The sequence below is a fragment of the Mesorhizobium sp. WSM4840 genome, assembly GCF_055811755.1.
In genome coordinates this window covers 64,323-82,507 of the sequence record NZ_JBVVQD010000031.1, presented here as the reverse complement: position 1 = coordinate 82,507, position 18,185 = coordinate 64,323, and the positions used below count along the sequence as shown (strand labels likewise).

At 58.3% G+C, this 18,185-nt stretch carries 21 protein-coding genes and 1 pseudogene; 7 read left to right on the top strand and 15 right to left on the bottom strand.

The genetic code is table 11. The features are described 5' to 3' along the window. Positions 1-194: 194 nt before the first annotated feature. Positions 195-374 carry a hypothetical protein gene (locus AC0L3I_RS29955; protein ID WP_473529292.1) on the bottom strand — a complete coding sequence of 60 codons (180 nt, stop codon included), beginning with the start codon at positions 372-374 and terminating at the stop codon, positions 195-197. Positions 375-698: 324 nt separating this feature from the next. Between AC0L3I_RS29955 and AC0L3I_RS29950 the strand changes: the two genes are divergently transcribed. Beyond that, positions 699-833 carry a hypothetical protein gene (locus AC0L3I_RS29950; RefSeq protein WP_473529291.1) on the top strand — a complete coding sequence of 45 codons (135 nt, stop codon included), beginning with the start codon at positions 699-701 and terminating at the stop codon, positions 831-833. 119 nt (positions 834-952) lie between these two features. On the opposite strand, the gene AC0L3I_RS29945 is transcribed toward AC0L3I_RS29950, so the two are convergent. Then, on the bottom strand, positions 953-1,447 hold the full coding sequence (locus AC0L3I_RS29945) for a hypothetical protein (protein WP_473529290.1): 495 nt from the start codon (positions 1,445-1,447) through the stop codon (positions 953-955). A gap of 363 nt (positions 1,448-1,810) precedes the next feature. Here AC0L3I_RS29945 and AC0L3I_RS29940 point away from each other — a divergent pair, with 363 nt between their 5' ends. Continuing rightward, the gene (locus AC0L3I_RS29940; protein WP_473529289.1) at positions 1,811-2,062 is read left to right on the top strand and encodes a hypothetical protein; all 252 of its coding nucleotides are present in this window, start codon (positions 1,811-1,813) and stop codon (positions 2,060-2,062) included. 55 nt (positions 2,063-2,117) lie between these two features. Here AC0L3I_RS29940 and AC0L3I_RS29935 read toward each other — a convergent pair whose 3' ends face one another. The 3 genes from AC0L3I_RS29935 to AC0L3I_RS29925 form a co-directional block, all read right to left on the bottom strand. Further along, positions 2,118-2,249 (bottom strand): hypothetical protein, encoded by a 132-nt coding sequence (locus AC0L3I_RS29935; protein WP_473529288.1) that lies wholly within the window; start codon positions 2,247-2,249, stop codon positions 2,118-2,120. A 47-nt stretch (positions 2,250-2,296) separates the two neighbouring features. Then, on the bottom strand, positions 2,297-2,512 hold the full coding sequence (locus tag AC0L3I_RS29930; protein WP_473529287.1) for a helix-turn-helix domain-containing protein: 216 nt from the start codon (positions 2,510-2,512) through the stop codon (positions 2,297-2,299). 319 nt (positions 2,513-2,831) lie between these two features. Further along, the gene (locus AC0L3I_RS29925; RefSeq protein ID WP_473529286.1) at positions 2,832-3,254 is read right to left on the bottom strand and encodes a YidB family protein; all 423 of its coding nucleotides are present in this window, start codon (positions 3,252-3,254) and stop codon (positions 2,832-2,834) included. A 403-nt stretch (positions 3,255-3,657) separates the two neighbouring features. Here AC0L3I_RS29925 and AC0L3I_RS29920 point away from each other — a divergent pair. Next, a pseudogene (locus AC0L3I_RS29920) lies at positions 3,658-3,750 on the top strand (KTSC domain-containing protein); the annotation flags it as partial. Positions 3,751-3,794: 44 nt separating this feature from the next. Here the strand turns inward: AC0L3I_RS29920 and AC0L3I_RS29915 are convergent. The 6 genes from AC0L3I_RS29915 to AC0L3I_RS29890 all read right to left on the bottom strand — a co-directional run bounded on the left by AC0L3I_RS29915 (position 3,795) and on the right by AC0L3I_RS29890 (position 7,490). Continuing rightward, the gene (locus AC0L3I_RS29915) at positions 3,795-4,673 is read right to left on the bottom strand and encodes a hypothetical protein (RefSeq protein WP_473529285.1); all 879 of its coding nucleotides are present in this window, start codon (positions 4,671-4,673) and stop codon (positions 3,795-3,797) included. Then, positions 4,670-5,065 carry a phage holin family protein gene (locus tag AC0L3I_RS29910; RefSeq protein ID WP_095486764.1) on the bottom strand — a complete coding sequence of 132 codons (396 nt, stop codon included), beginning with the start codon at positions 5,063-5,065 and terminating at the stop codon, positions 4,670-4,672. The genes AC0L3I_RS29915 and AC0L3I_RS29910 overlap by 4 nt, the downstream gene beginning before the upstream one ends. Then, positions 5,062-5,730 carry a hypothetical protein gene (locus AC0L3I_RS29905; protein ID WP_473529284.1) on the bottom strand — a complete coding sequence of 223 codons (669 nt, stop codon included), beginning with the start codon at positions 5,728-5,730 and terminating at the stop codon, positions 5,062-5,064. The genes AC0L3I_RS29910 and AC0L3I_RS29905 overlap by 4 nt, the downstream gene beginning before the upstream one ends. A 625-nt stretch (positions 5,731-6,355) precedes the next feature. After that, positions 6,356-7,081 (bottom strand): Crp/Fnr family transcriptional regulator, encoded by a 726-nt coding sequence (locus AC0L3I_RS29900; protein WP_473529283.1) that lies wholly within the window; start codon positions 7,079-7,081, stop codon positions 6,356-6,358. A 20-nt stretch (positions 7,082-7,101) separates the two neighbouring features. Then, positions 7,102-7,284 (bottom strand): hypothetical protein, encoded by a 183-nt coding sequence (locus AC0L3I_RS29895; protein ID WP_473529282.1) that lies wholly within the window; start codon positions 7,282-7,284, stop codon positions 7,102-7,104. Continuing rightward, a complete protein-coding gene (locus AC0L3I_RS29890; RefSeq protein WP_473529281.1) occupies positions 7,281-7,490 on the bottom strand; it encodes a hypothetical protein in 210 nt (69 codons plus the stop codon). The genes AC0L3I_RS29895 and AC0L3I_RS29890 overlap by 4 nt, the downstream gene beginning before the upstream one ends. 743 nt (positions 7,491-8,233) lie before the next feature. On the opposite strand from AC0L3I_RS29890, the gene AC0L3I_RS29885 reads away from it, so the two are divergent. Then, positions 8,234-9,283, top strand: a complete 1,050-nt coding sequence (locus AC0L3I_RS29885) for a YihY/virulence factor BrkB family protein (protein WP_473529280.1) — start codon at positions 8,234-8,236, stop codon at positions 9,281-9,283. A gap of 151 nt (positions 9,284-9,434) precedes the next feature. Here the strand turns inward: AC0L3I_RS29885 and AC0L3I_RS29880 are convergent, their stop codons facing one another. Both AC0L3I_RS29880 and AC0L3I_RS29875 read right to left on the bottom strand, forming a co-directional pair. Beyond that, positions 9,435-9,632, bottom strand: a complete 198-nt coding sequence (locus tag AC0L3I_RS29880) for a hypothetical protein (protein WP_473529279.1) — start codon at positions 9,630-9,632, stop codon at positions 9,435-9,437. Positions 9,633-9,911: 279 nt separating this feature from the next. Next, the gene (locus AC0L3I_RS29875; protein WP_473529278.1) at positions 9,912-10,898 is read right to left on the bottom strand and encodes a glycoside hydrolase 5 family protein; all 987 of its coding nucleotides are present in this window, start codon (positions 10,896-10,898) and stop codon (positions 9,912-9,914) included. A 1,551-nt stretch (positions 10,899-12,449) separates the two neighbouring features. Between AC0L3I_RS29875 and AC0L3I_RS29870 the strand changes: the two genes are divergently transcribed. After that, a complete protein-coding gene (locus tag AC0L3I_RS29870) occupies positions 12,450-13,598 on the top strand; it encodes a glycoside hydrolase family 1 protein (RefSeq protein WP_473529277.1) in 1,149 nt (382 codons plus the stop codon). Positions 13,599-13,621: 23 nt separating this feature from the next. On the opposite strand, the gene glf is transcribed toward AC0L3I_RS29870, so the two are convergent. After that, positions 13,622-14,788 carry a UDP-galactopyranose mutase gene (gene glf, locus AC0L3I_RS29865; RefSeq protein ID WP_473529276.1) on the bottom strand — a complete coding sequence of 389 codons (1,167 nt, stop codon included), beginning with the start codon at positions 14,786-14,788 and terminating at the stop codon, positions 13,622-13,624. Positions 14,789-14,790: 2 nt separating this feature from the next. Then, positions 14,791-15,963 carry a glycosyltransferase family protein gene (locus tag AC0L3I_RS29860; protein ID WP_473529275.1) on the bottom strand — a complete coding sequence of 391 codons (1,173 nt, stop codon included), beginning with the start codon at positions 15,961-15,963 and terminating at the stop codon, positions 14,791-14,793. A 414-nt stretch (positions 15,964-16,377) separates the two neighbouring features. Between AC0L3I_RS29860 and AC0L3I_RS29855 the strand changes: the two genes are divergently transcribed. Continuing rightward, entirely contained in the window at positions 16,378-17,301 is a 924-nt protein-coding gene (locus AC0L3I_RS29855) for a glycoside hydrolase family protein (protein WP_473529274.1), read from the top strand. A 508-nt stretch (positions 17,302-17,809) separates the two neighbouring features. Next, the gene (locus AC0L3I_RS29850; RefSeq protein WP_023801603.1) at positions 17,810-17,986 is read left to right on the top strand and encodes a hypothetical protein; all 177 of its coding nucleotides are present in this window, start codon (positions 17,810-17,812) and stop codon (positions 17,984-17,986) included. Positions 17,987-18,185: the final 199 nt, after the last annotated feature.

The window sequence follows — 18,185 nt, the reverse complement described above, 5'->3', positions numbered from 1 at the left end:
CGAATGCCAACCCAGAGCGAAGCTACTCGCCGAAGCTCTCATCGTAGCCAAATTTGAACACTTAGCCTTGCCGTTCGCTTAATGCGCTCCGCCGGCTTGTGACGGAATGAGCACCCGCGGTACGAACTTCTTGCACAAATGGCTGAGCAGCGGCCTGCCTGAGAGACCATCTGCCTGCACAAAAGGTAGCATCGTCAGCTCAAGATGAACGTGAGGAAGAAGAAACCGGCAATAGCAATTACCGAAATGACATTGGGCCACCATACGGCATCGTGGGCCGGTTTGGCTGGCTTGTACCTGTGCCCCGTGCGGGGCAGCAGGTCCGGATCGTAGCGCATGTGGCGCTTAGGGTCGTATTTGATTAGCCGTTTCATCTTCCTGCACCCCATATTGCGACACATAGGATGGCGGCGGGTGCTCGGGATCGGCATGATATAGCACCTCGCCAAAGAGGATGCCGCTGGTGTGGTTGTTGGTTCTAATCCGGGTCATGAAGTCCGCGCCATCCGTTGAGCAAGTTCTAGCGGCCCGGCAGCCCTATTGGGGTGACCATCAGCCGGCCGCCGGGCCTTGACCACCAGCGAGCTTAAGAGGAGGCGCTGTGCTGGCTGACCAAAAACTTGCGCTCAAAGGCAACGGAAAAGCATCATGTGAACGAACACTGCCCCCGGAAGCTTCTTCCAGCCGATGGAGGCACCATGAAACGCAAGCCCAGCAAAACCGGATTCACCAAACTGCTCTCCGCCGACACCACATGGATGTCGGCCGATCCGCTGATCGGACTGCTCGAACCGGAGACCGACAGCGGCACGATTGAGCTGGGCCATGAATAGGATCGTGGCCGAGCGACTTCTTTGTGCTGTCGTTGAATTTCTTCAGGCCGGCGAGGGAGATGACGCGCCAACGTTTGCTGTCGAGCGTTCGCAGTGACGGCAAAGCACTCGGCAACCGGTCATTCTTGAACCAGCTTCAAACGACTATATCGGCGGAGGCTTTCTTCGATGACCATAGCGGTTGAGATAGCGACGCCCCTGGGTCCGAACTTCCTTGTGGCTTCCAAAATGCCGAGCGTAGCTCCAGCAAACAATCTGCCGTCGTTTGATGTTGATGGATCGTTTGCCGCCGACAGCAGATATTCATCAACGTCGTTGTAAAGCTCATTGGGAGCCGGCATTTTCAGTTGAACAAGCTGATCAACCGTTGCCCTAGTTCGGCTCTCCCTCTCAAAAAACCAGAAGTATGCCATGTAGCGAGCGAAGCCGTAGAGGGCCAGCACCATTTGAGCCAACCAAATTGCGATGGTGGCTGCCGCGGCCACCACCAATGCGGCCGGCCAATCGTTCCAGATCGACGCTATAGCCAGGACGATCGCAAAATCCAAAATTGACCAAAGGATAATGCCTGCCCAAAAGCTGCGGCTCTCAGATGACTGAAACCTTGTGGCCATGATTGCTGTGCCCCTCGCATGATGGTCATCGTGGAGCAACGTCTAGTGACTCGCAAGCTTCGCCCCGCAAGGGCGCGAAAGCCCTAAGCGGTGCCGCCGCGTCCAGACGCGCCGGCAATGGCGGATGACCTCATTCCAAAGCTGAAATGCGCCAAGTGCGGCGGCAAGAAAGTCGGGCTGATCTACACGCCCGACACCATCCCGAATGCGTACGGCAAGGCAAAGGACGGGCGATGACCGGCAGCAAGACACGATCTCAATTTGGTGCACCGCGCGAGCGCTTGGCATGTGGGTCCTTGGAACGGAGTCGCATCATCGGCGTTACGGCCAACCAAACGCTGCCAACGATATGGAGGAACGGGCGTGATCGAGTTGACCGAGAGGGAAAAGCGCTTTCTCAAGCGCGTTGGCACCATCACTCACATTCCCTGGTCGAACAAAGTCACAGCCGCAGATGCCAAAGGCAAGCCCATGCGTATCGCAAGGGCAACGTTTGCCCGATTAAGAGACGACGGTATCATCATCCGATCTACAAGCGACCTGACCTCGAACACCTACGTCATTAATCCTGCACCCGTGACGCCACAAGTCGAGGAAGTGCAGGAAGCGTCCTGATCGGGCGGGATTAACAAACCCGCAAAGCCGGAGGCCTTGCAGGATCGCCCTGATCTCAGCGCCCGATGATCGCGATGTCGTTGTCGCGCATCGTGTCCAGGATCCGCTTGTGCCGGCGCTCTCGCGCCTTCTCGCATGAGACAGCGCCCGCCGTGACTGCACCAAGCCCCATGACACTTCTGTGCATGATTCCCCCAAACCTCGCTAAGGCATCGCGCGGGCACGGGCGGCGCGTCAATCCTTCTTCAGCCTCACGCCGGCGCCACCGCCATTCTCCGGGATGAACTCGACGCCGGCCGCTTTGAGGGATGCTTGAACGGCCGCGATGGAGTGCCCTGGCGTTGTCGCTTCAGTCTCGATTCTGGTCACGGTGTTCCTGTGCACGCCCGACTTGTCGGCAAGATCGCGGACGGTCCAGTTAAATAGGCCGCGCGCCGCGGACCGAAACATGCTGGAGGCCTTGTCGTCAGAATTAGCACATGTGTGCTGGGCTGACTTTACTCGATCGAGACGTTCCGCGAGCGATTCCGTGGCCAGCTAAGGGCCTCTTGCCACACTCAATCAGACCTCCGAGCACATCGCTCGGTGAACGCTTGAGACCATCGCACCTGCAAGTGCGGCGGGCTCATTTGTTTCCGTATGGCACTGGCACCGGGCAGGACGTTCGCGTCCTGCAGCAATATTTCTGTGGTCATAGAAATGCTGCGAGATCGGATTGTCCCCTCCGATCAGCCCACGACCTCTCCCGCAGGCGCGGGCGTTTTTCGCGCTAGGTGCGACTAGCTCCTGGTATCTCGTCGAGGAGAGTTGGACCGCTGCTCACAGGCATCTGGCCGTTGGGAGTAAGCTTGTCCACTGCGTCGGGCAGTTCTCTTGTGAGCCGATCGAGAAGTTCCTCGCGGGACAATCCCGTTTGCTCCGCGAGATCGCTCAACGTTTGCGGGTCAATCGCTTCCTCAACCTGGTCGCGCTGAACGGGGTGATTAGATCCTTTACCGACCCAAGAATCAACCTGATCGCCCGCACCCACATTCCTGAGACGGTCCAGTATATCGCCGAGGCCGCCGGGGGAGCCAGCGCTTTTGGGATCTGTCGAGTTCCTACCGGCGATTAACTCGCCGATCTTGTCCCTATTCTTGTAGGCAAGTAGGCCAAGCAAGGCTATGGCGACTTTTCCTATGTCAAGGCTCATTTCGCATCTCCTTCCATGAAGAAGGGACAAGGCATGCGGCTTTGAAAGGTTCCACTGTATTGCTACTGGGCTGGTTTACCGTTCGGTGAGCCGAGCGATTGCGGCTTCGCGGTCGGCTTCTGGCGGGACTTCAGCACGCGCGCCCCGCGCAGAATGATGGACGAGCCGTGATGCCAATCGTCTCGATCGGTTCGCGCGCTTGAGCTTGCGCCAAATCCGCCCAACGAGGAACTCGACGGGTTCTCCGATCGTTGAATGCCTTTGATCGAGCCGCCGTCCTGCCGTCCACCTCGATACGCAAAACGAAATACGATCCGGAGCGTAGAACCCTCTCGGCGTGGTTCATGGCCAGCGGTAATGCTACCAATTTGACGACGCGCCGCCGGAGACCTTCGCCGCGTTCAAAGCCGCCTTTGTTAAGGGCCGCTATTTCAACGACTACATCCGCAATCACTTCCGATACCGTGTGGTTACGACCGGCGATGATGCCGGATGACGTCCTATGGACCACGCCCGTCATTTTTCAGGCTGGTGGCGACGCTATGAGGTGGTAGAAGACTCGTCCGACGACCCCGGCAAACGATCGCGAATGGCTTCCTCGGTTCGCTTTGCGGTCGATTCCACAACTTTGCCGACCTTGCCTGCTAGCGTGTCGGCATCTCCACCCGAGCCTTGCCGGTCGGCCTCTTCCTTGACCGTTTCGTAGGCCTCGGCGGCAACTTGCTTTGCTTGCTCCAGGCCCGTTTCGAGAACCTCCTCCGCACTATCGCGAATTTTGTCGCGGTAGGCGCCAAGTTGCTCGTCCTCTGTGGCTGTGTGGGGCAGCATCACCCCGATGGCAGTGCCCAGCGCAAGGCCGACTGCGGCGATAGCCAGCGGTTCGCGCTCGAAGAGGTCCTGTGCCGATTGGCGCGTCCGAACCGCTATCTCGCTGGCGCTTGAGCCGAGCTGGCCGGCGGTTGTGGTCATCCTCTCCTTGGCACCCGTCACAGCATTTGTTGCAGCTTCGGCCGCGCCGCTTGCAGCTGATGTAACCGAACCGGCGGTATCGGAGATCATCGCCCCGATTCCGGACCCTCGGTTGCCCTGGCTGAAATCATCGCCGCGCAGGTCGGAGAAAGCGTCAGGAGCCGTTCCTGTCCGATAAGCGGCGGCAGCTGAACTAGACGCTGACGTGCCGTTGCCGAGCATCAGCCAGGCCAGGCCGGCTCCAATCAACGTCAGCGGCAACGGGTTGTCCCTGACTTGCGACTTGAGGTTGCCAAGCATGGCGGATCCTTCGCCGGCGAACATTCCGGTAAATTCGTCGATCAATTGACCCGGTGTCATCTTGCTGCGGATCGAATCGGCGGTGTCTGCTACTTTCGCCCGGGCGATGTCGGCATCGCGTTCAAGCTCGGCTGCGGATTTGTCGCTCATCTGATTTGATCCTTGATCACGCGCGCGTCGCGCTTGAGTTGGTCTTGTGTGCGATCGGGCGTCAGCTCGGAAGGAGCCATGCTTTTCGTGCCAGAGCGCAAGAGAATGATTCCCAGTATCGCGACGACGATCCCGACCAGCAGCGAGGACCATCCCGCTCCCAAGCCGGCACTCGCCAGGGCGATTACGAGTGCTTGCAAAAGCACTATCAAGGCCGCGAGAAGGCATATCGCGCCGCCCAGAACCTCGGCGGCGCCTGCGCCGGCCTTGCTAATTTTTTCCGAAATTTCGGCCCGCAACAGCCTACTTTCGGTTTGAAGCAGGGTTGTGACCTGCTGTGCCAGATCGCTGACGAGGGTTGCGAGGCCGCGACTTTCCTGATTGTTGGTCATGGGTTCTGCTCCAGGCTTGCGCCTGCCCAGTCGTCGCCGGCCAGATCATCGCCGGCCAAGTCATCGTCGCGCTGGCTGGAGCGGGCCGGCGTCGGGTCGGAGGCCTCTGCCGATCGCGTAGCGGACTCATCCGAGTTCGAAACCGTTTCTGAATCCCTGTGTGTTTGCGATCGACTCTGTGTCTCGGCCCGGGCAGATGGCGGCGAGCTCTTGATAAACCGCCCCAGCGCCAAGCCTGCCAATACTGAACCGGCGATCAGCGCCCCTGAGTTTTCGCGGCCGAACGACCGCATCTCGCCAAGAACATCTTCGAATGGTTTGTCCTTCAACGAAGATGAAAGGCGTTCAAGTGCGCCGGCGGCATCAAGGGTGAACTTTGAAGCGGTCCGTTGATCATTATTGGCCAGATGCTCGCTTGCCGCTCGCAACGCTCCGCTAAAGGCCTTTAGGTTGGAGCTGATATCGCGCTGTGTTCCCTCGGCTTTGTTGAATAATTCCTGCTTCGCTTCCGAAGCGTAATCGCCCGCCTTCCTGGTGAGTTCATCGCGAGCGTCATGTAGCGCCTCTGTCGCGGTGTGCGTTTCCTGCTGGAACCGCTCGGACAGTTCGCTTTTGGCTGTTTCGAAATCGGCCGGCTTACGGCCCTGATCGTCTTCGCGCTGCATGGTATCTCCTAATGGAATCCGAGGAAGGAGAGGATCGCAAGCACTACGACGACGAGGCCGATGAGATAGATGACATTGTTCATGGTGGCAATCTCCTCCATTGCCTAACGAACTTGCCTGCGGCAAACAGGTTCCATCATTTGGAGCTAAATTAGCAATAGCGCATCAGCCGGCGAGCCTGTGGACTCTCTTGGAATTCGCACACGCCGTATGGGCGGCCGTGCGGCGCCTCCGCGCTCGGATTTCAAGGGCTCATGGTCAGGAAGTATAATGAAGCACCACGCCTAGGTCACATTAAGATCAAAGCTCACCGGAAGACCGTGGTCTATTGCACGACTAGCGATCATGTTCGCTAGGTCGGAATCAGAGACCGAACATGCCGGAACAATCTGTTTGAGCGCCTTAACGGCGAGCCCCGTCGATATGAAACTATGCCGCCGCCTCCGAACATCTACATACTGTTCGATGAGGTTTTCGAGTTCACGCATGTGCAATCCTTTTTGGACGTCAACTGTGCCAGTTGAACCCAGCTTTAATCCATCCGGAGCAAGGGCTCATTCACATTGTTTAATGGACGAGAATCTTGACGCCGCATTGGCGCGCTGGCGCGTCTTGGCCGAGGCGGTCACCGCGGTTCGTGAAAGAGATTTAGGTAGGTCGCATCAAAGTCGGCCAGTAATGCCAATCGCTGGAAATCCAGGATAACAATCCTCCCGTCTTTCCAGCTAACCAGGTCCTTCGCTCGAAGTTCCTGCAGCGTCCGATTCACGTGAACTACTGATAGACCAAGCACGTCGCCCAATTCCGCTTGCGTCAGTGGAATCGCGAACGTCTGGTCAGAGGCCAATCCAACTATTTCTAAGCGGACATACAACTCGCAAATTACATGTGCGAGATGCTGTTTGGCGGAGCGACGCCCGAGACAGGTTATCCAAGTTCGTTGGATTGAGGCATCGATAGTGGTTGAAAGCCAGAGCATCCGGGTGAGATGTGGACTTCCACCCATTGCTGTGAGCAGGTCTTTGTGTCGAATGAAAACTACATCGCACGAGCCCAGGGCGCTCACGCTGTGATCCATCACTTTGAGCGGTAAACTATGCAGATCGACAAAGTCTCCCGGCACGTGAATTGCCGTTATTTGACGCTTACCTTCTCGAATAGCCTGGTTTCGAACTGCGAAACCATTCGCAATAAGACAGCTTTCGGCGGGGCGGGAACCCTCCCTGACAATCTCCTCATCGGGTCCGAAAGTTACCGGCCGGACCGGAAGAGCCTCAATAAGCGCGATTTCGTCTCGCGGCAGGGTGTCGCGGCGGTCGAGCATGCGAACTAAAAGGTCTTTGCCGAACATCGCAGTCCCTGTTGACCAAATCAGGAATCGAGTTCCAGCGGCTCGTGCCCCGGCTGATCGTGCCAGATGACGCGCCGCAGGTCCCGAGCATCTACAACTTGGTCGCCTGTCGGGCACAGATAGAAATGGTCGCTTTCATGCTCGACCTCTTCGCTATGTAGCTTGCCTGTAATGGGCGGCCCTAGTTGTGAAAGGTTGGTCATTGTTCGAGAATCGTTCTTTTTTGAGTCACGGCGTTCCGAGCCTCCCGACACAGGGTCTCGCGATCATTACCGTGCTTGCCAAAAAGGTCGCGGATCCTGCGGTATTGAGAGGCCGAACTTAGTGGCGAAATAGCAGAACTCATATTTTTCGTCACCCGCGACGCGGTTTCCGCCCCAGAACCTCTATTGCACTTGTCGTCGGCCATTTTGATTTCCTCCCTGGCTGGCCTTCAGATCAAGCGCAACGCGGATCAGCAACATTTGTTGCCGCCTCCCATTAGAATCACGTTATGTTCCGTGTGGCTAATATATACCGCCGACCCAGACTCGATCAGGTGGGCAAACCTGTGAGTGCCGCGCCCGGCCGGCTTGAGTTCATTCCGCCGATGCCTACCTGGTAGCCAAGCCGCCCCAAGGTGACGACTGGATTCACGAGGCCAAGTTCGACAGCCACCGCTCGCAGGTCGTTATGAGCCGCAAGTTTTGAGTTGCGTCTGCACGAGTAATTGCCTGGGGTGAGTTCGGGTAATTGCCATGTGCAGGGTCCGCGATTTCGCCCAGCTTCAACTGTCAGGAGGCGATGGAGCCTGGCTTTCAAGCGATGGTCGATTGCATGCTAGAGGCCGGCTGGACGCGCCGAGAGAGGCGCAGCTCGCGATCGCCCATGCCATAATCCGCGCCGGCCGGCCGCGCTAAGTTAAAACGCAGTCAGCCGACTGCCGCGAATGGCCGACATGGTAAAAAGCTGGCGTATTCTCATTGGTCGCTCGAACAAGCCATTGACGGGTCGTGGGCAGGGCAGTGTTGCTATTAAATCAACTCGTCGCATGGGATTGGCGCAGTGTTTCTGCAGTCGGCGGATGTTTATTTGTGAGCGCACGTCTGCACCTGCATCCTTTGGCGCTATTACACGTTTGCCCCGCGAAGAAGATGCTCCGGGCCAGCAGCCATGTCGAAGAAAACAACCGACGACGCTTACGAAGTTCAAGTGCAACTTGAGCGGCGGGCCGGACGGGAGGGCCGCGGGCGCGATGCCGAATGGCCGTCAGAGATTCCCAGCCGCGGCTGGAAGGACGTGCTGTGGCGGCTCTTTGCTGAGGTAACTGAGGACCGTGTTATGCTGATTGCGGCCGGGGCCGCATTCTATCTGCTCCTTGCCCTCTTTCCAGCGCTTGCCGCGTTCGTGTCCATCTACGGTTTCGTCGCCGATCCCCAGACGATCGCTGAGCACATTGCGTTCCTTGGCGGCGTACTGCCTTCGGGCGGTCTGGATATTATCAGATCTCAGCTTGCGTCCTTGGCCGCCCAGGACACTGGCGCGCTCAGCTTCGGCTTCATCTTCGGCCTTGCCGTCGCACTGTGGAGCGCCAGCAACGGCATCAAGACGCTATTCGAAGCCATGAACATCGCCTACGAGGAGAGGGAAAAGCGCGGCTTTATCCATCTGAATCTCCTGGCCCTGGGCTTCACACTTGGCGCCATCCTCATCGGTATCGGCTTTATCGTCTCAGTGGGGATCGTGCCGGCCATGCTTGCGCTGCTGAACCTCGGCGGCTGGACCGAAGCCCTTGTGCGGATCTTTCGGTGGCCGATGATGCTGATCATGGTCGGCCTCGGGATCACGCTGATCTACCGCTACGGCCCCAGCCGCGAAAGGGCAAAGTGGCAATGGGCGACATGGGGCGCCTTCCTCGCGGCTGTGGTCTGGATCGCAGTCTCGATAGGATTCTCCTATTATCTTGAAAACTTCGCCGACTATAACGCGACGTATGGAGCCCTGGGAGCAGTCATCGGCTTGATGATGTGGACCTGGATCTCCGTGATTGTCCTGATTGTGGGTGCGGAGCTGAATGCCGAGATGGAGCATCAGACCGCCAAGGACACCACCACAGGTGCGCAGCAGCCGATGGGCGCGCGAGGTGCCACGGTCGCCGACACGCTGGGCGGATCGGCCGATGCCGCCGACCAGCAGTCGCGTTCGGGCGAGCACAACACTTAGCGCGCAGATCACTTGGAATCTCCGCGCAACTTCGCTTGGCGCAATCACTGACATCAGCATTGGCGACGAGTTTGCAAGGACGGCTCATCATGGGCTATGGCAAGTCAGATCGCGAGCGTATGAATACCTTCAGGCGCAGTCCCCATCCTGCTCAGACCCCGCGGATGGCAAGCGCGACATCGGCGGAGAACGGCGGCACATCAAGCTTCAGCCAGCCGTCCGAATTCGCTTGCCATTCCGCTGTTTGCCTGCCGGCGTTGGTATCCCAGGCGATGACGCGATAGGTGCCGCGAGCCAACCCGGGCAGCTCCAAGGCGGCCGGAACCGGCACAGCGCCGGCACGAAGCATACCGTTTCGCCCGATCGTGTCGCGGCGAACCAGCCAGACCACTGCCTGGGAATCGTCGCCGCAGGCGACAGCCGCGGCCGTCGGGACCCGGAAACCCGCATCTGGTCGCCGAGATGGGCACGCCGGAACGAAACCCAGTCGATCAAAGGCAGGAAATCGGCCAGCGAACGCTGCGCCCGCCGCATGCCGGGGGTGAGCACCTGCGGGGTGCGGTTCGGCCACCGCATGCCGCCACCGGCGCCCCCCGCCGCTAGGTGAGCCCATTGCAAATGGCGGAAATTATTCATCGTCGAAAGGTTCGGGGAGCGTGATCTTCTTGTCCTTGAACGAGTGGATCGGGCCGTGCTCGGAATCGAGAAAAGGGCGGCCGTCACGGATTTCGCCAAGCGCCTTTCCCACGATCCGCGCCATGCCGAGCGCCGGCGCCACCGTGTCACCGGGGTCGTCGATCGTGCCCTCCTCGTAGAGATGGAGGGAGGCGAAATCGAGGTCGGTGTGGCGGAAGATCGGCTCGGGCAGCGGCATGTGGGGCCGCCAGCGAGGCTCAGGTCCGAACAGCGAGACGGTCTGCGGGTGATAGCGGCCGTAAAGTGACGTTTCCAGGCGGCGCACAAAATCGCTGAGATCATGGATGAAGGCGCCGAAGCCGTCCGCGCTGCCCTGAGCCTGCTCGGGATGGATCTCGTTCCAGAGGTCCCATGCGAAGAGGGCTCCGCTGCCGCTCCATCTGCGAACCACGAATTCCAGCCTCGCCTTGATCGCGCGGCGTGTATCGGTGCAGACCAGGAATCGCGACGGGTGGTCCAGCACGCCTCCGTTATTGCGGTTGTAGGGGTGGTGGCGCCAATGGCGCCACTGCCAGAACGTATCGAAGGGGGTGAGCAGGATTCTTAAACCCTGTTTTTCGCAAAGACGGAAGAGGTCGTCCCACAGTTGCACCATCGCCGGCACGAAGCGGCCCTGCGGCTTCTCGAAATAGCGGTGGCGAACCTGGGCATATTCCAGCATCAGCCTGAGGCAGGTGACGCCGCTTTCCTTTAACCAACGGAGATGATCTTCCACGCCGGCCATATCGGCGCGCCGGAACAGGCCATTGAGTTCGGGCCAGCTTACCGCATCATTCTGCCCGATCGGCGTCCATGACTCGCCGTCCTCGGTGACGAAATAGGAACCGGCCACCTTGATCCAAGGCAGGCCCGCAGCCGATCTCGGCGCAGAGTCTTCTACTTCGCCGACCAGCGGTATCGCCAATCTAATATCGTTCAAGGCATGCTCGAATTTTCGTCCGCGGAGCAGTATAACTGCCGCGGCGGCAAAATGTTTCGCCGGGCTTGGCAGGCCAATGGATCCTTTCGTCCCATTTTGCGGTACAAGGATGCCCTGGTCGGAGCGAAGGAATCTTAGCGGCAGCCTCGAAGGCCTGACGCACCTCCAGGTAGGATCATCCGGTCCCAAATGCATCTTTGCAGGACTGGACCGCTTTCTTCCACTTAGGCACCTTCTTGGGCAGTTCATGAGTTCCTCAAAGGCTCCCTTGACGTGGTTGATCCCCTAGGGAATCCAAGTCGGTCGGTCCTGACGAAGACTGGAGGGGTGAATCGGTGGAGAGCCATGAAGGGGGACTTGGGGGCAGCCGCGGGTCTCGTCAGGCAATTCCTGCTCTGGCCGCTCAAGCCGCTGCTGAAGCTCCTCGCTAACACGACAAGCTTCGGTGGCAGAGTTTGATTGCGCTCCTAACTAGTAGATCGCGCAGCTCGACATGATCAACTCTCTGAACAAACGTCTTTATCTAGCGTTGCCATAACCTTAATTTAGTCAGAAATTATTTGATTGGATAGAAGCTTCAGAGCTGGCGCTCAGAGTACGCGCTCGATTAAACGGATACTACTCGCGCTCATCGAAAGCCACGAACAGGCCCAGGGCAGTAGCCGCCTCGCCGATAGCCTCGGTTATCTCGTCGTTGGACGCGACCAAATCAGGCGCAGCCTGCCGATTTGGTTCACTGCCGCTTTGATCCAGACGGTGTTCCCCGGTCCGCCCTATTGAGGATTGCGGCAATCGCCTGATCTAGAACTGGACTGACCCTTTGGACGATGCTCATCCACTTCCCCCCGAACGCGAGGAAGCAATGATAACATGTCCGAGACCTTGATGCGACCCATGCACGAAACGCACCGAACTGGGTCCGGTGCGGGGCGCAACACAGGAATATTTGATGGAAATTGCCGAGCGAGAAGAACCGGCCGACCAACCAATTGAAACGGGGGCGTGACCGCACTTGCGGCGCCTCGAAAGCAGTTCCTTCTGATGGGCTCTTTTGGGCTGATTCAGTGCGTGGCGGCGCCTGCAATATATTATCATAGCCGTGCGTGGCTTCGTGGATAAAGAGCAGAAATGGTAAGTTAGCGGGTCGCCCGCCCAACCAGAAATATTTCAGCCGAAGGGGAACCTCACGGTCGCAGGCAAGTTCGGTACGCAATGTGGGGGAGATTGCGCCATCTCATCGGATGTATCGTTGTCGTGCTTGCGATATTCTCCTTCCTCGGATTCCATTAGGAGAGACCATGCAGCGCGACGACGATCAACGAGGCTCGGCTTGAGAGCGCCAGTCTGTCATCCTGAGGTCGACCTCTGCTCACCGACAATACCTGGACTCGGCTCCGCTCACGCTCGCTTGGTCAACATTCGACGCTTGCACCCGTACCACTCAGGCGACGTGATGGCGGCCCGAATGAAATTGTGGTGGAGGTCGAAACTAGCAATGGCCGATCGCCTAGCGGGAGCGCTGGCGCGAGCCTTGGCCGACGGGTTGCACGTATGAGCAACGAGCCGGCGCGTCTGCCAGGCGAATATCCGTCCGAGTTTGCCAGTTTCTTCATGGCTGGCTTCGAATGTTCCTCGCATCGGCGCGGCGACGGAGTGCGCCTCGATTTGATTCGCGCAACCGCACACGACAAACATGCTCTCGGCGACTATCGCAGCTGTGCTGCCCTTGGGCTTCGCACGATCCGCGACGGCTTGCGGTGGCACCTGATTGAAACAGCGCCAGGAGTCTTCGACTGGTCGGGTTGGATCTCAATGATCGAAGCAGCCCACGCGGCGGGGGTGCAGGTCGTCTGGGATATCTTCCACTATGGCTCACCAGATCACGTAGACCAAGGCGCCCCAGACTTTACAGAAGCCTATGTCCGCTTCGCCGCTGAAGCTGTCCGGGTCCACCGCTCCGTCACGGGAGTAGCTCCCCTGGTGTGCCCGATCAATGAGATCTCATTTTTCGCATGGGCGATAGAGGTCGGCTATTTCCCACGCGTGGGGCCGAAGAAGCGGGGATGGTTCAAGCGACAGCTTGTGAGGGCAGCGGTTGCCGGCGTCAAGGCGATGCGCGATGCCGAACCTGATTGCCGGTTCATATGGGCTGAACCGCTAATTCATGTTGCGCCCCGTGACCATAGTCGTGCCGAGCAGCGGCGCGCGGAAAATGTTCGTCAGGGCCAGTTTGAAGCCTATGACATGCTGACGGGCCGTGCCGAGCCTGAATTGGGCGGCAGCGAGGACTGTGTCGACGTCATCGGGCTTAACTTTTATCCGCACAACCAATGGTACTTTCAGGGGCCAACGATACCGATGGGCCACCACGAATATCGGGCGCTTTCCGAAATGTTGGTCGAAGTCGCAGAGCGCTACAGAAAGCCCATGTTCATCGCCGAGACAGGCGCTGAAGGATCAGGCCGGCCGGCATGGCTCCATTATGTTTGCGATGAGGTCCGTGACGCAATGAGCCGTGGTGCCCCGGTCCAGGGTATATGTCTGTACCCGGTGACCGCGTATCCCGGCTGGGACAATTTGCGCCACGCGGAAGTCGGCTTGTTCTCTACGATTCATGCCGACGGTTCGCGCAGTCTTCGCCAGCCGGTTGCCGATGAATTGGATCGCCAGCGCAGATTGTTCGCGGCAGGTGTTTCGTAGCGGTCGAAGAAGGAGCGGGCCACTTAGGTGGGGAACTGCTCCGAATGTTGGCCGAGCATCGTCCGCTGCGTAAGCATCTGCACGGTGCCGGTTGCCGGCAGGCTCTGTTGAATGCGCGCGAACGTCGCCAAAGCTTGACCGACGACCTGATCCATATTGTAGTAGCGGTACGTGGCTAGGCGCCCGACGAACCACACGTCGGAGCACGCCGCTGCCAGTGCTTCATAGCGTTTGTACAGCGCCTCGTTTTCCGCCCGCGGCACCGGGTAATAGGGATCGCCGATATCGGTTGGATATTCGTAAGTCAGGCTGGTCTTCGGGCTCTGCTGACCGGTCAGATGCTTGTACTCGGTAATGCGGGTATAGTTTTCCGTCTGCGGATAGTTGACAACGGCGACCGGCTGAAACTGCTCGCAATCAAGCGTCTCGTGTTCGAACCGCAGTGACCGATAAGGCAGACGACCAAGGCTCCAGTCGAAATATTCATCAATCGGCCCGGTGTAGATCATCCGCTGAAAGGGGATCTTGTCGCGAATTTCGCGATAATCGGTCTGCAGCATGATCTTGATCCTTGGGTTGTCCAGCATGCGCTGGAACATGCGTGTATACCCGCCAGCCGGCATATTCTGGAAAGTGTCGCCAAAGTAGCGATCATCGCGGTTGGTCCGGGTAGGGACCCGCGCAGTCACGGACTTGCTTAGTTGGGCCGGATCGACGCCCCACTGCTTCCTTGTATAGCCGCGAAAGAATTTTTCGTAGAGTTCTCTGCCAACGGTGCTCACAACCACGTCTTCGGCGGTTCGGACTTCCTCGACCGTTTCTCGCCGGGATGCGAAGAACTCCTCCAACTGCTCGGGCGTCAATTCAAGATCGTACAGGCGATTGATCGTGTCGAGGTTGATTGGTATCGGCAGCAGTTTTCCGTCGACCGAAGACAGTACGCGATGTTCGTAAGGCCTCCATTCGGTGAATTGCGAGAGATAGTCGATGATCGATCGGGCGTTGGTGTGGAATATATGCGGCCCATAGCGGTGGACCAGAATTCCCGCTTCGTCGTAACAGTCATAAGCGTTGCCGCCGATGTGATTTCGCCGGTCGATGAGCAGGACGCTTTCATGCCGTTGCGATGCGATGCGTTCGGCGAGCACGCTGCCAGCGAAGCCGGCGCCGACAATCAACCAATCGAACATGGTCAGGCTCCCCGGCGCAAAGGGACAATGCTTTTCATTGCATAGGCGCGCTGAATATGGGCAGCCATTGCTTCCCACGTTCGTTCCCAGGACATGTTAGCGAGGTAGGCATCGACTTCCTTCAGCAGGAAATTCCGGGGATGTGACAGAACGGACCGAAGCTTGGTTTCGATATCTTCGGCGTCGACGATGTCGACCAGGCCTTCAGCACCATAGGTGCGCACGACGTCTACAATCGCCGTGGAGACCACCGGCAGCCCGGCGGCCAGGAACTCAGGAGTTTTGGTCGGGCTGATATAGCGTGTCGCCTCATTGAGCGCGAAGGGCATCCAGCCGGCGCTCCAATGCCCGAGATAGCGAGGCAGGTCGGCGTAGGACTTGGCACCCAGCCAATGCAAGTTACTTGCGCGCGGCAGGCTTAGCGGGTCGATCTTGACCACCGGGCCGAGCATGACGAAATGCACTTCGGGCATTGCCGCAGCCGCCTGTGCGATCATTTCAACGTCGAGCCGTTCGTCGATCACGCCGAAGAAGCCCACTCTCGGGTGAGGTATGTCTGCCTGGTCTACAGGGTCATCGCCGGGCTCTCTTGCCTTGTGGAAATGCGCAACGTCGATGCTGCTGGGGAAGGGAAAAATCAACCTATGGAGGCTTCGTTTGGCCTCGTACAGACTCTGCCCGCCCGTGAACACGACATCAGCGCGCTGGAACAGCGCTTTTTCCATCTGCGTCAACTCTGCCGGTGCGTTCTTGAAGGCGGAGAGTTCATCCATGCAGTCGTAGACGCATACATCGCAGACTAGATGGTCACTGAAACGCAGAGCCATGGGCGTGTAGTACCATATGGTCAGCCGGTCATGCGGAGTTGAGTTGACGATCTGGTCGACGAACCTGCGCTGGATGGCGTCTGCCTTTGTTGCGGAAATGCCGACCGGAAGAACCGGGGTTACGATTGTGATCATTGCAGACGGATCGTTCACCCGCATCGAAGGATAGCGTGTTTCCTCGTAGACCGGCTCCTCAAAGTAAATTAGCTGCTGCTGTTTTGAGGCGTGCGTCAGAATATGCTGCGGGCGTTGGTGTACGAAATCCCACCTGAGGTGAGAAAAGCAAAGTAAAATAGACGATTTTAGGGGGATATTTGGTTTATTTTTTTTGCCGCCCGTTATTTTCATGTAAGAATCCCTTTAGTTATAGTTTACAATTCTCGGATTAACATATGTTAACCGAAGCACGCTCCTGCTGAAGCCTTCATCCGTACATCTAACTTTCATTTGAGTAAGTTGTTCCACGGATTTTAATTGGCTGGAGCCGGCGAGCCGGCCACTTGCGCAATTGTTCGAAGAGAAGCGGCGCTGCTACCAACACCCGACGGACAGCGCCTCGGCCAAGGCGGGGGCCCTTGCAGCTTCAGATCTCGCCAAATGTGGCGCATTGCCACAGAACGGCTGAAATCCGCTCAGTCGTTCAACAACCATTCATGAGCGCAGGTATAAAAGTTAATGAGCTGCGCATGATTCGTTTTGGTCGCCACAAATGGCCCGACGCATGGGCCGCTGAAGGCAGCCACCGTGAGAGAGCCGCAAGGAATGAAGTTCAACTTTGAAACCAACGTCTTTCCGTTGTTTCACCCGCAGTCCGTGGATGATCTGAAGGATCCTTGTCCGGTGTTCGACGGCACGCTTTGGCACGTCTTCGGTTCCAGCGGCACTGTCACGACCGAGAGCTGGAAAATACTACATGCCACGGCTCCGGACCTTTATGGGCCGTGGACTGAGCATGAGGCGCTCGACTTGGCGGCAACCGGATCGGGCATAGCGGCGCCCGGCGTCATCCATGAATGCGGCGTTTTCCACATGTTCATCCAGACCGAATTCATGAAGTCCGGCGGACGTTGCGAGCATGCGGTGTCCAATGATGGCTTTCATTGGGTGGTGCTGAATCCGGCGATATTGTCCCTGCCGGACACCGATGAGGACGGGATCTACGATCCCCATCCGGCGATCATCGGGGGCAAGCGCTACATCGTCTATTCAGGCATGCCTAAATTCACCAGGGTGCCGCAGCCTGACGTCTATCTGGCGCGCAGCCAATCCGATTCCTGGTTCGGGCCGTGGAAACGTCTCGGTAAGATATTGGACCATCTCGACGTTCCCCATCACAACGCGCGCGAGCATCCGGACTACGAATGGGGGATCGAGGGCGCCCAACTGGTCGAATTACCTGACGGTCGCGTGCTTCTCAACGCCACCTGCTTCCTTCCCGACGGTCCGCGCGGAAGTCGTCAGCGCGTATTCTTCGCCATTGCCGACGACGTCCAGGGTCCCTACGTGTCGGTCGGCCCCGTGCTTGATCCTGGTGAGTCTGGGGAGAACGGCCATTCGACAGTGATGATCGACGGCGGGAAACTGACCTTGTTTTACCAGAGCAGACGTGAGGCAACGAACCATCGCTGGCGTTTCGGACTGGCTAGGTGCGACCTGGATCAGCAAGTCCTTTCACGAGTCGCCTAACAGGGACGACCAGCCCACTTCAGATAATCATCTGTGTAATCGGGTTGCTGCCGCGTGCCGAGCAGATCCTCAATCAATCCCGATCGGTCGACTTAGCCCACGTCGCAGAGACTACGAGGCCGGCGGTTGGACAGGATTTGACGCCGAGGCGGAAGACTATACTCCCGACGAGATCGAGCGGGATCGGGCTCGTGACCTCAACCGCCTCTGATCGAGGAACCCCGCTGCCCGAAAAGTAGCGAGGAATTCTCACTCTCTTCATAGCCCGCTTTGAGCGTTGCGCGAAATCGCGCCCAGCGTAAAGGCGCTGCGCCATCCAGCCTTCGCTAGTCCCTTCGCTGGTGAGACTCTGCCTTGCTCTGCGCAGTGTCGATGGTCCCGGTGACCTGAGAAGCTGCACTGGGCATCAACAGCAATTCGGCCAAGTCGAATGCGAGAGTATCAGATTCCGCGGAACCAAGGAGGTAGCGGGGCATTTCTGCCTACCGGTGCTTTAATGGAGGCGACGATGGGTTTCTTCAGCAAACTGCTCAAGAGTTTCAAAACAGCAAACCCTGCGAAATCGAGCAGCGGAAACATGCAGAAAGACACCGGCGCCGGGCCCGCTTTGGCGGCGCATTCCAAGGATGCCAAAGCAAGCGGGAAGGCTGGGCAGAACGCATCGGCAGCCACCAAGAAGAGGTGAGACGCCCTGGCGTTCAAAGCGTAGCGTCATCAAAGTGGATGAAGTCCGCCGAGTCCATCGAGTGACCCAGGCGAGGAGTGCACGGCGTTCCTTTTCACTGCCGACGTAAACAGCCATTCATGCAGCGCCTCGAGTCGCTGATCTCTTGGGCCGAAGGCATATGCCGATGCGATGCCAGAACGCGTTGCGCTCATCGGCG

Excerpts from the sequence above, each read along its gene's own strand:
- AC0L3I_RS29955 (WP_473529292.1), bottom strand. The coding sequence starts at position 374 with ATGAAACGGCTAATCAAATACGACCCTAAGCGCCACATGCGCTACGAT.
- AC0L3I_RS29950 (WP_473529291.1), top strand. The coding sequence starts at position 699 with ATGAAACGCAAGCCCAGCAAAACCGGATTCACCAAACTGCTCTCCGCC.
- AC0L3I_RS29945 (WP_473529290.1), bottom strand. The coding sequence starts at position 1,447 with ATGGCCACAAGGTTTCAGTCATCTGAGAGCCGCAGCTTTTGGGCAGGC.
- AC0L3I_RS29935 (WP_473529288.1), bottom strand. The coding sequence starts at position 2,249 with ATGCACAGAAGTGTCATGGGGCTTGGTGCAGTCACGGCGGGCGCTGTC.
- AC0L3I_RS29930 (WP_473529287.1), bottom strand. The coding sequence starts at position 2,512 with ATGTTTCGGTCCGCGGCGCGCGGCCTATTTAACTGGACCGTCCGCGAT.
- AC0L3I_RS29925 (WP_473529286.1), bottom strand. The coding sequence starts at position 3,254 with ATGAGCCTTGACATAGGAAAAGTCGCCATAGCCTTGCTTGGCCTACTT.
- AC0L3I_RS29915 (WP_473529285.1), bottom strand. The coding sequence starts at position 4,673 with ATGAGCGACAAATCCGCAGCCGAGCTTGAACGCGATGCCGACATCGCC.
- AC0L3I_RS29910 (WP_095486764.1), bottom strand. The coding sequence starts at position 5,065 with ATGACCAACAATCAGGAAAGTCGCGGCCTCGCAACCCTCGTCAGCGAT.
- AC0L3I_RS29905 (WP_473529284.1), bottom strand. The coding sequence starts at position 5,730 with ATGCAGCGCGAAGACGATCAGGGCCGTAAGCCGGCCGATTTCGAAACA.
- AC0L3I_RS29900 (WP_473529283.1), bottom strand. The coding sequence starts at position 7,081 with ATGTTCGGCAAAGACCTTTTAGTTCGCATGCTCGACCGCCGCGACACC.
- AC0L3I_RS29895 (WP_473529282.1), bottom strand. The coding sequence starts at position 7,284 with ATGACCAACCTTTCACAACTAGGGCCGCCCATTACAGGCAAGCTACAT.
- AC0L3I_RS29890 (WP_473529281.1), bottom strand. The coding sequence starts at position 7,490 with ATGGCCGACGACAAGTGCAATAGAGGTTCTGGGGCGGAAACCGCGTCG.
- AC0L3I_RS29885 (WP_473529280.1), top strand. The coding sequence starts at position 8,234 with ATGTCGAAGAAAACAACCGACGACGCTTACGAAGTTCAAGTGCAACTT.
- AC0L3I_RS29880 (WP_473529279.1), bottom strand. The coding sequence starts at position 9,632 with ATGCTTCGTGCCGGCGCTGTGCCGGTTCCGGCCGCCTTGGAGCTGCCC.
- AC0L3I_RS29870 (WP_473529277.1), top strand. The coding sequence starts at position 12,450 with ATGAGCAACGAGCCGGCGCGTCTGCCAGGCGAATATCCGTCCGAGTTT.
- glf (WP_473529276.1), bottom strand. The coding sequence starts at position 14,788 with ATGTTCGATTGGTTGATTGTCGGCGCCGGCTTCGCTGGCAGCGTGCTC.
- AC0L3I_RS29860 (WP_473529275.1), bottom strand. The coding sequence starts at position 15,963 with ATGAAAATAACGGGCGGCAAAAAAAATAAACCAAATATCCCCCTAAAA.
- AC0L3I_RS29855 (WP_473529274.1), top strand. The coding sequence starts at position 16,378 with ATGAAGTTCAACTTTGAAACCAACGTCTTTCCGTTGTTTCACCCGCAG.
- AC0L3I_RS29850 (WP_023801603.1), top strand. The coding sequence starts at position 17,810 with ATGGGTTTCTTCAGCAAACTGCTCAAGAGTTTCAAAACAGCAAACCCT.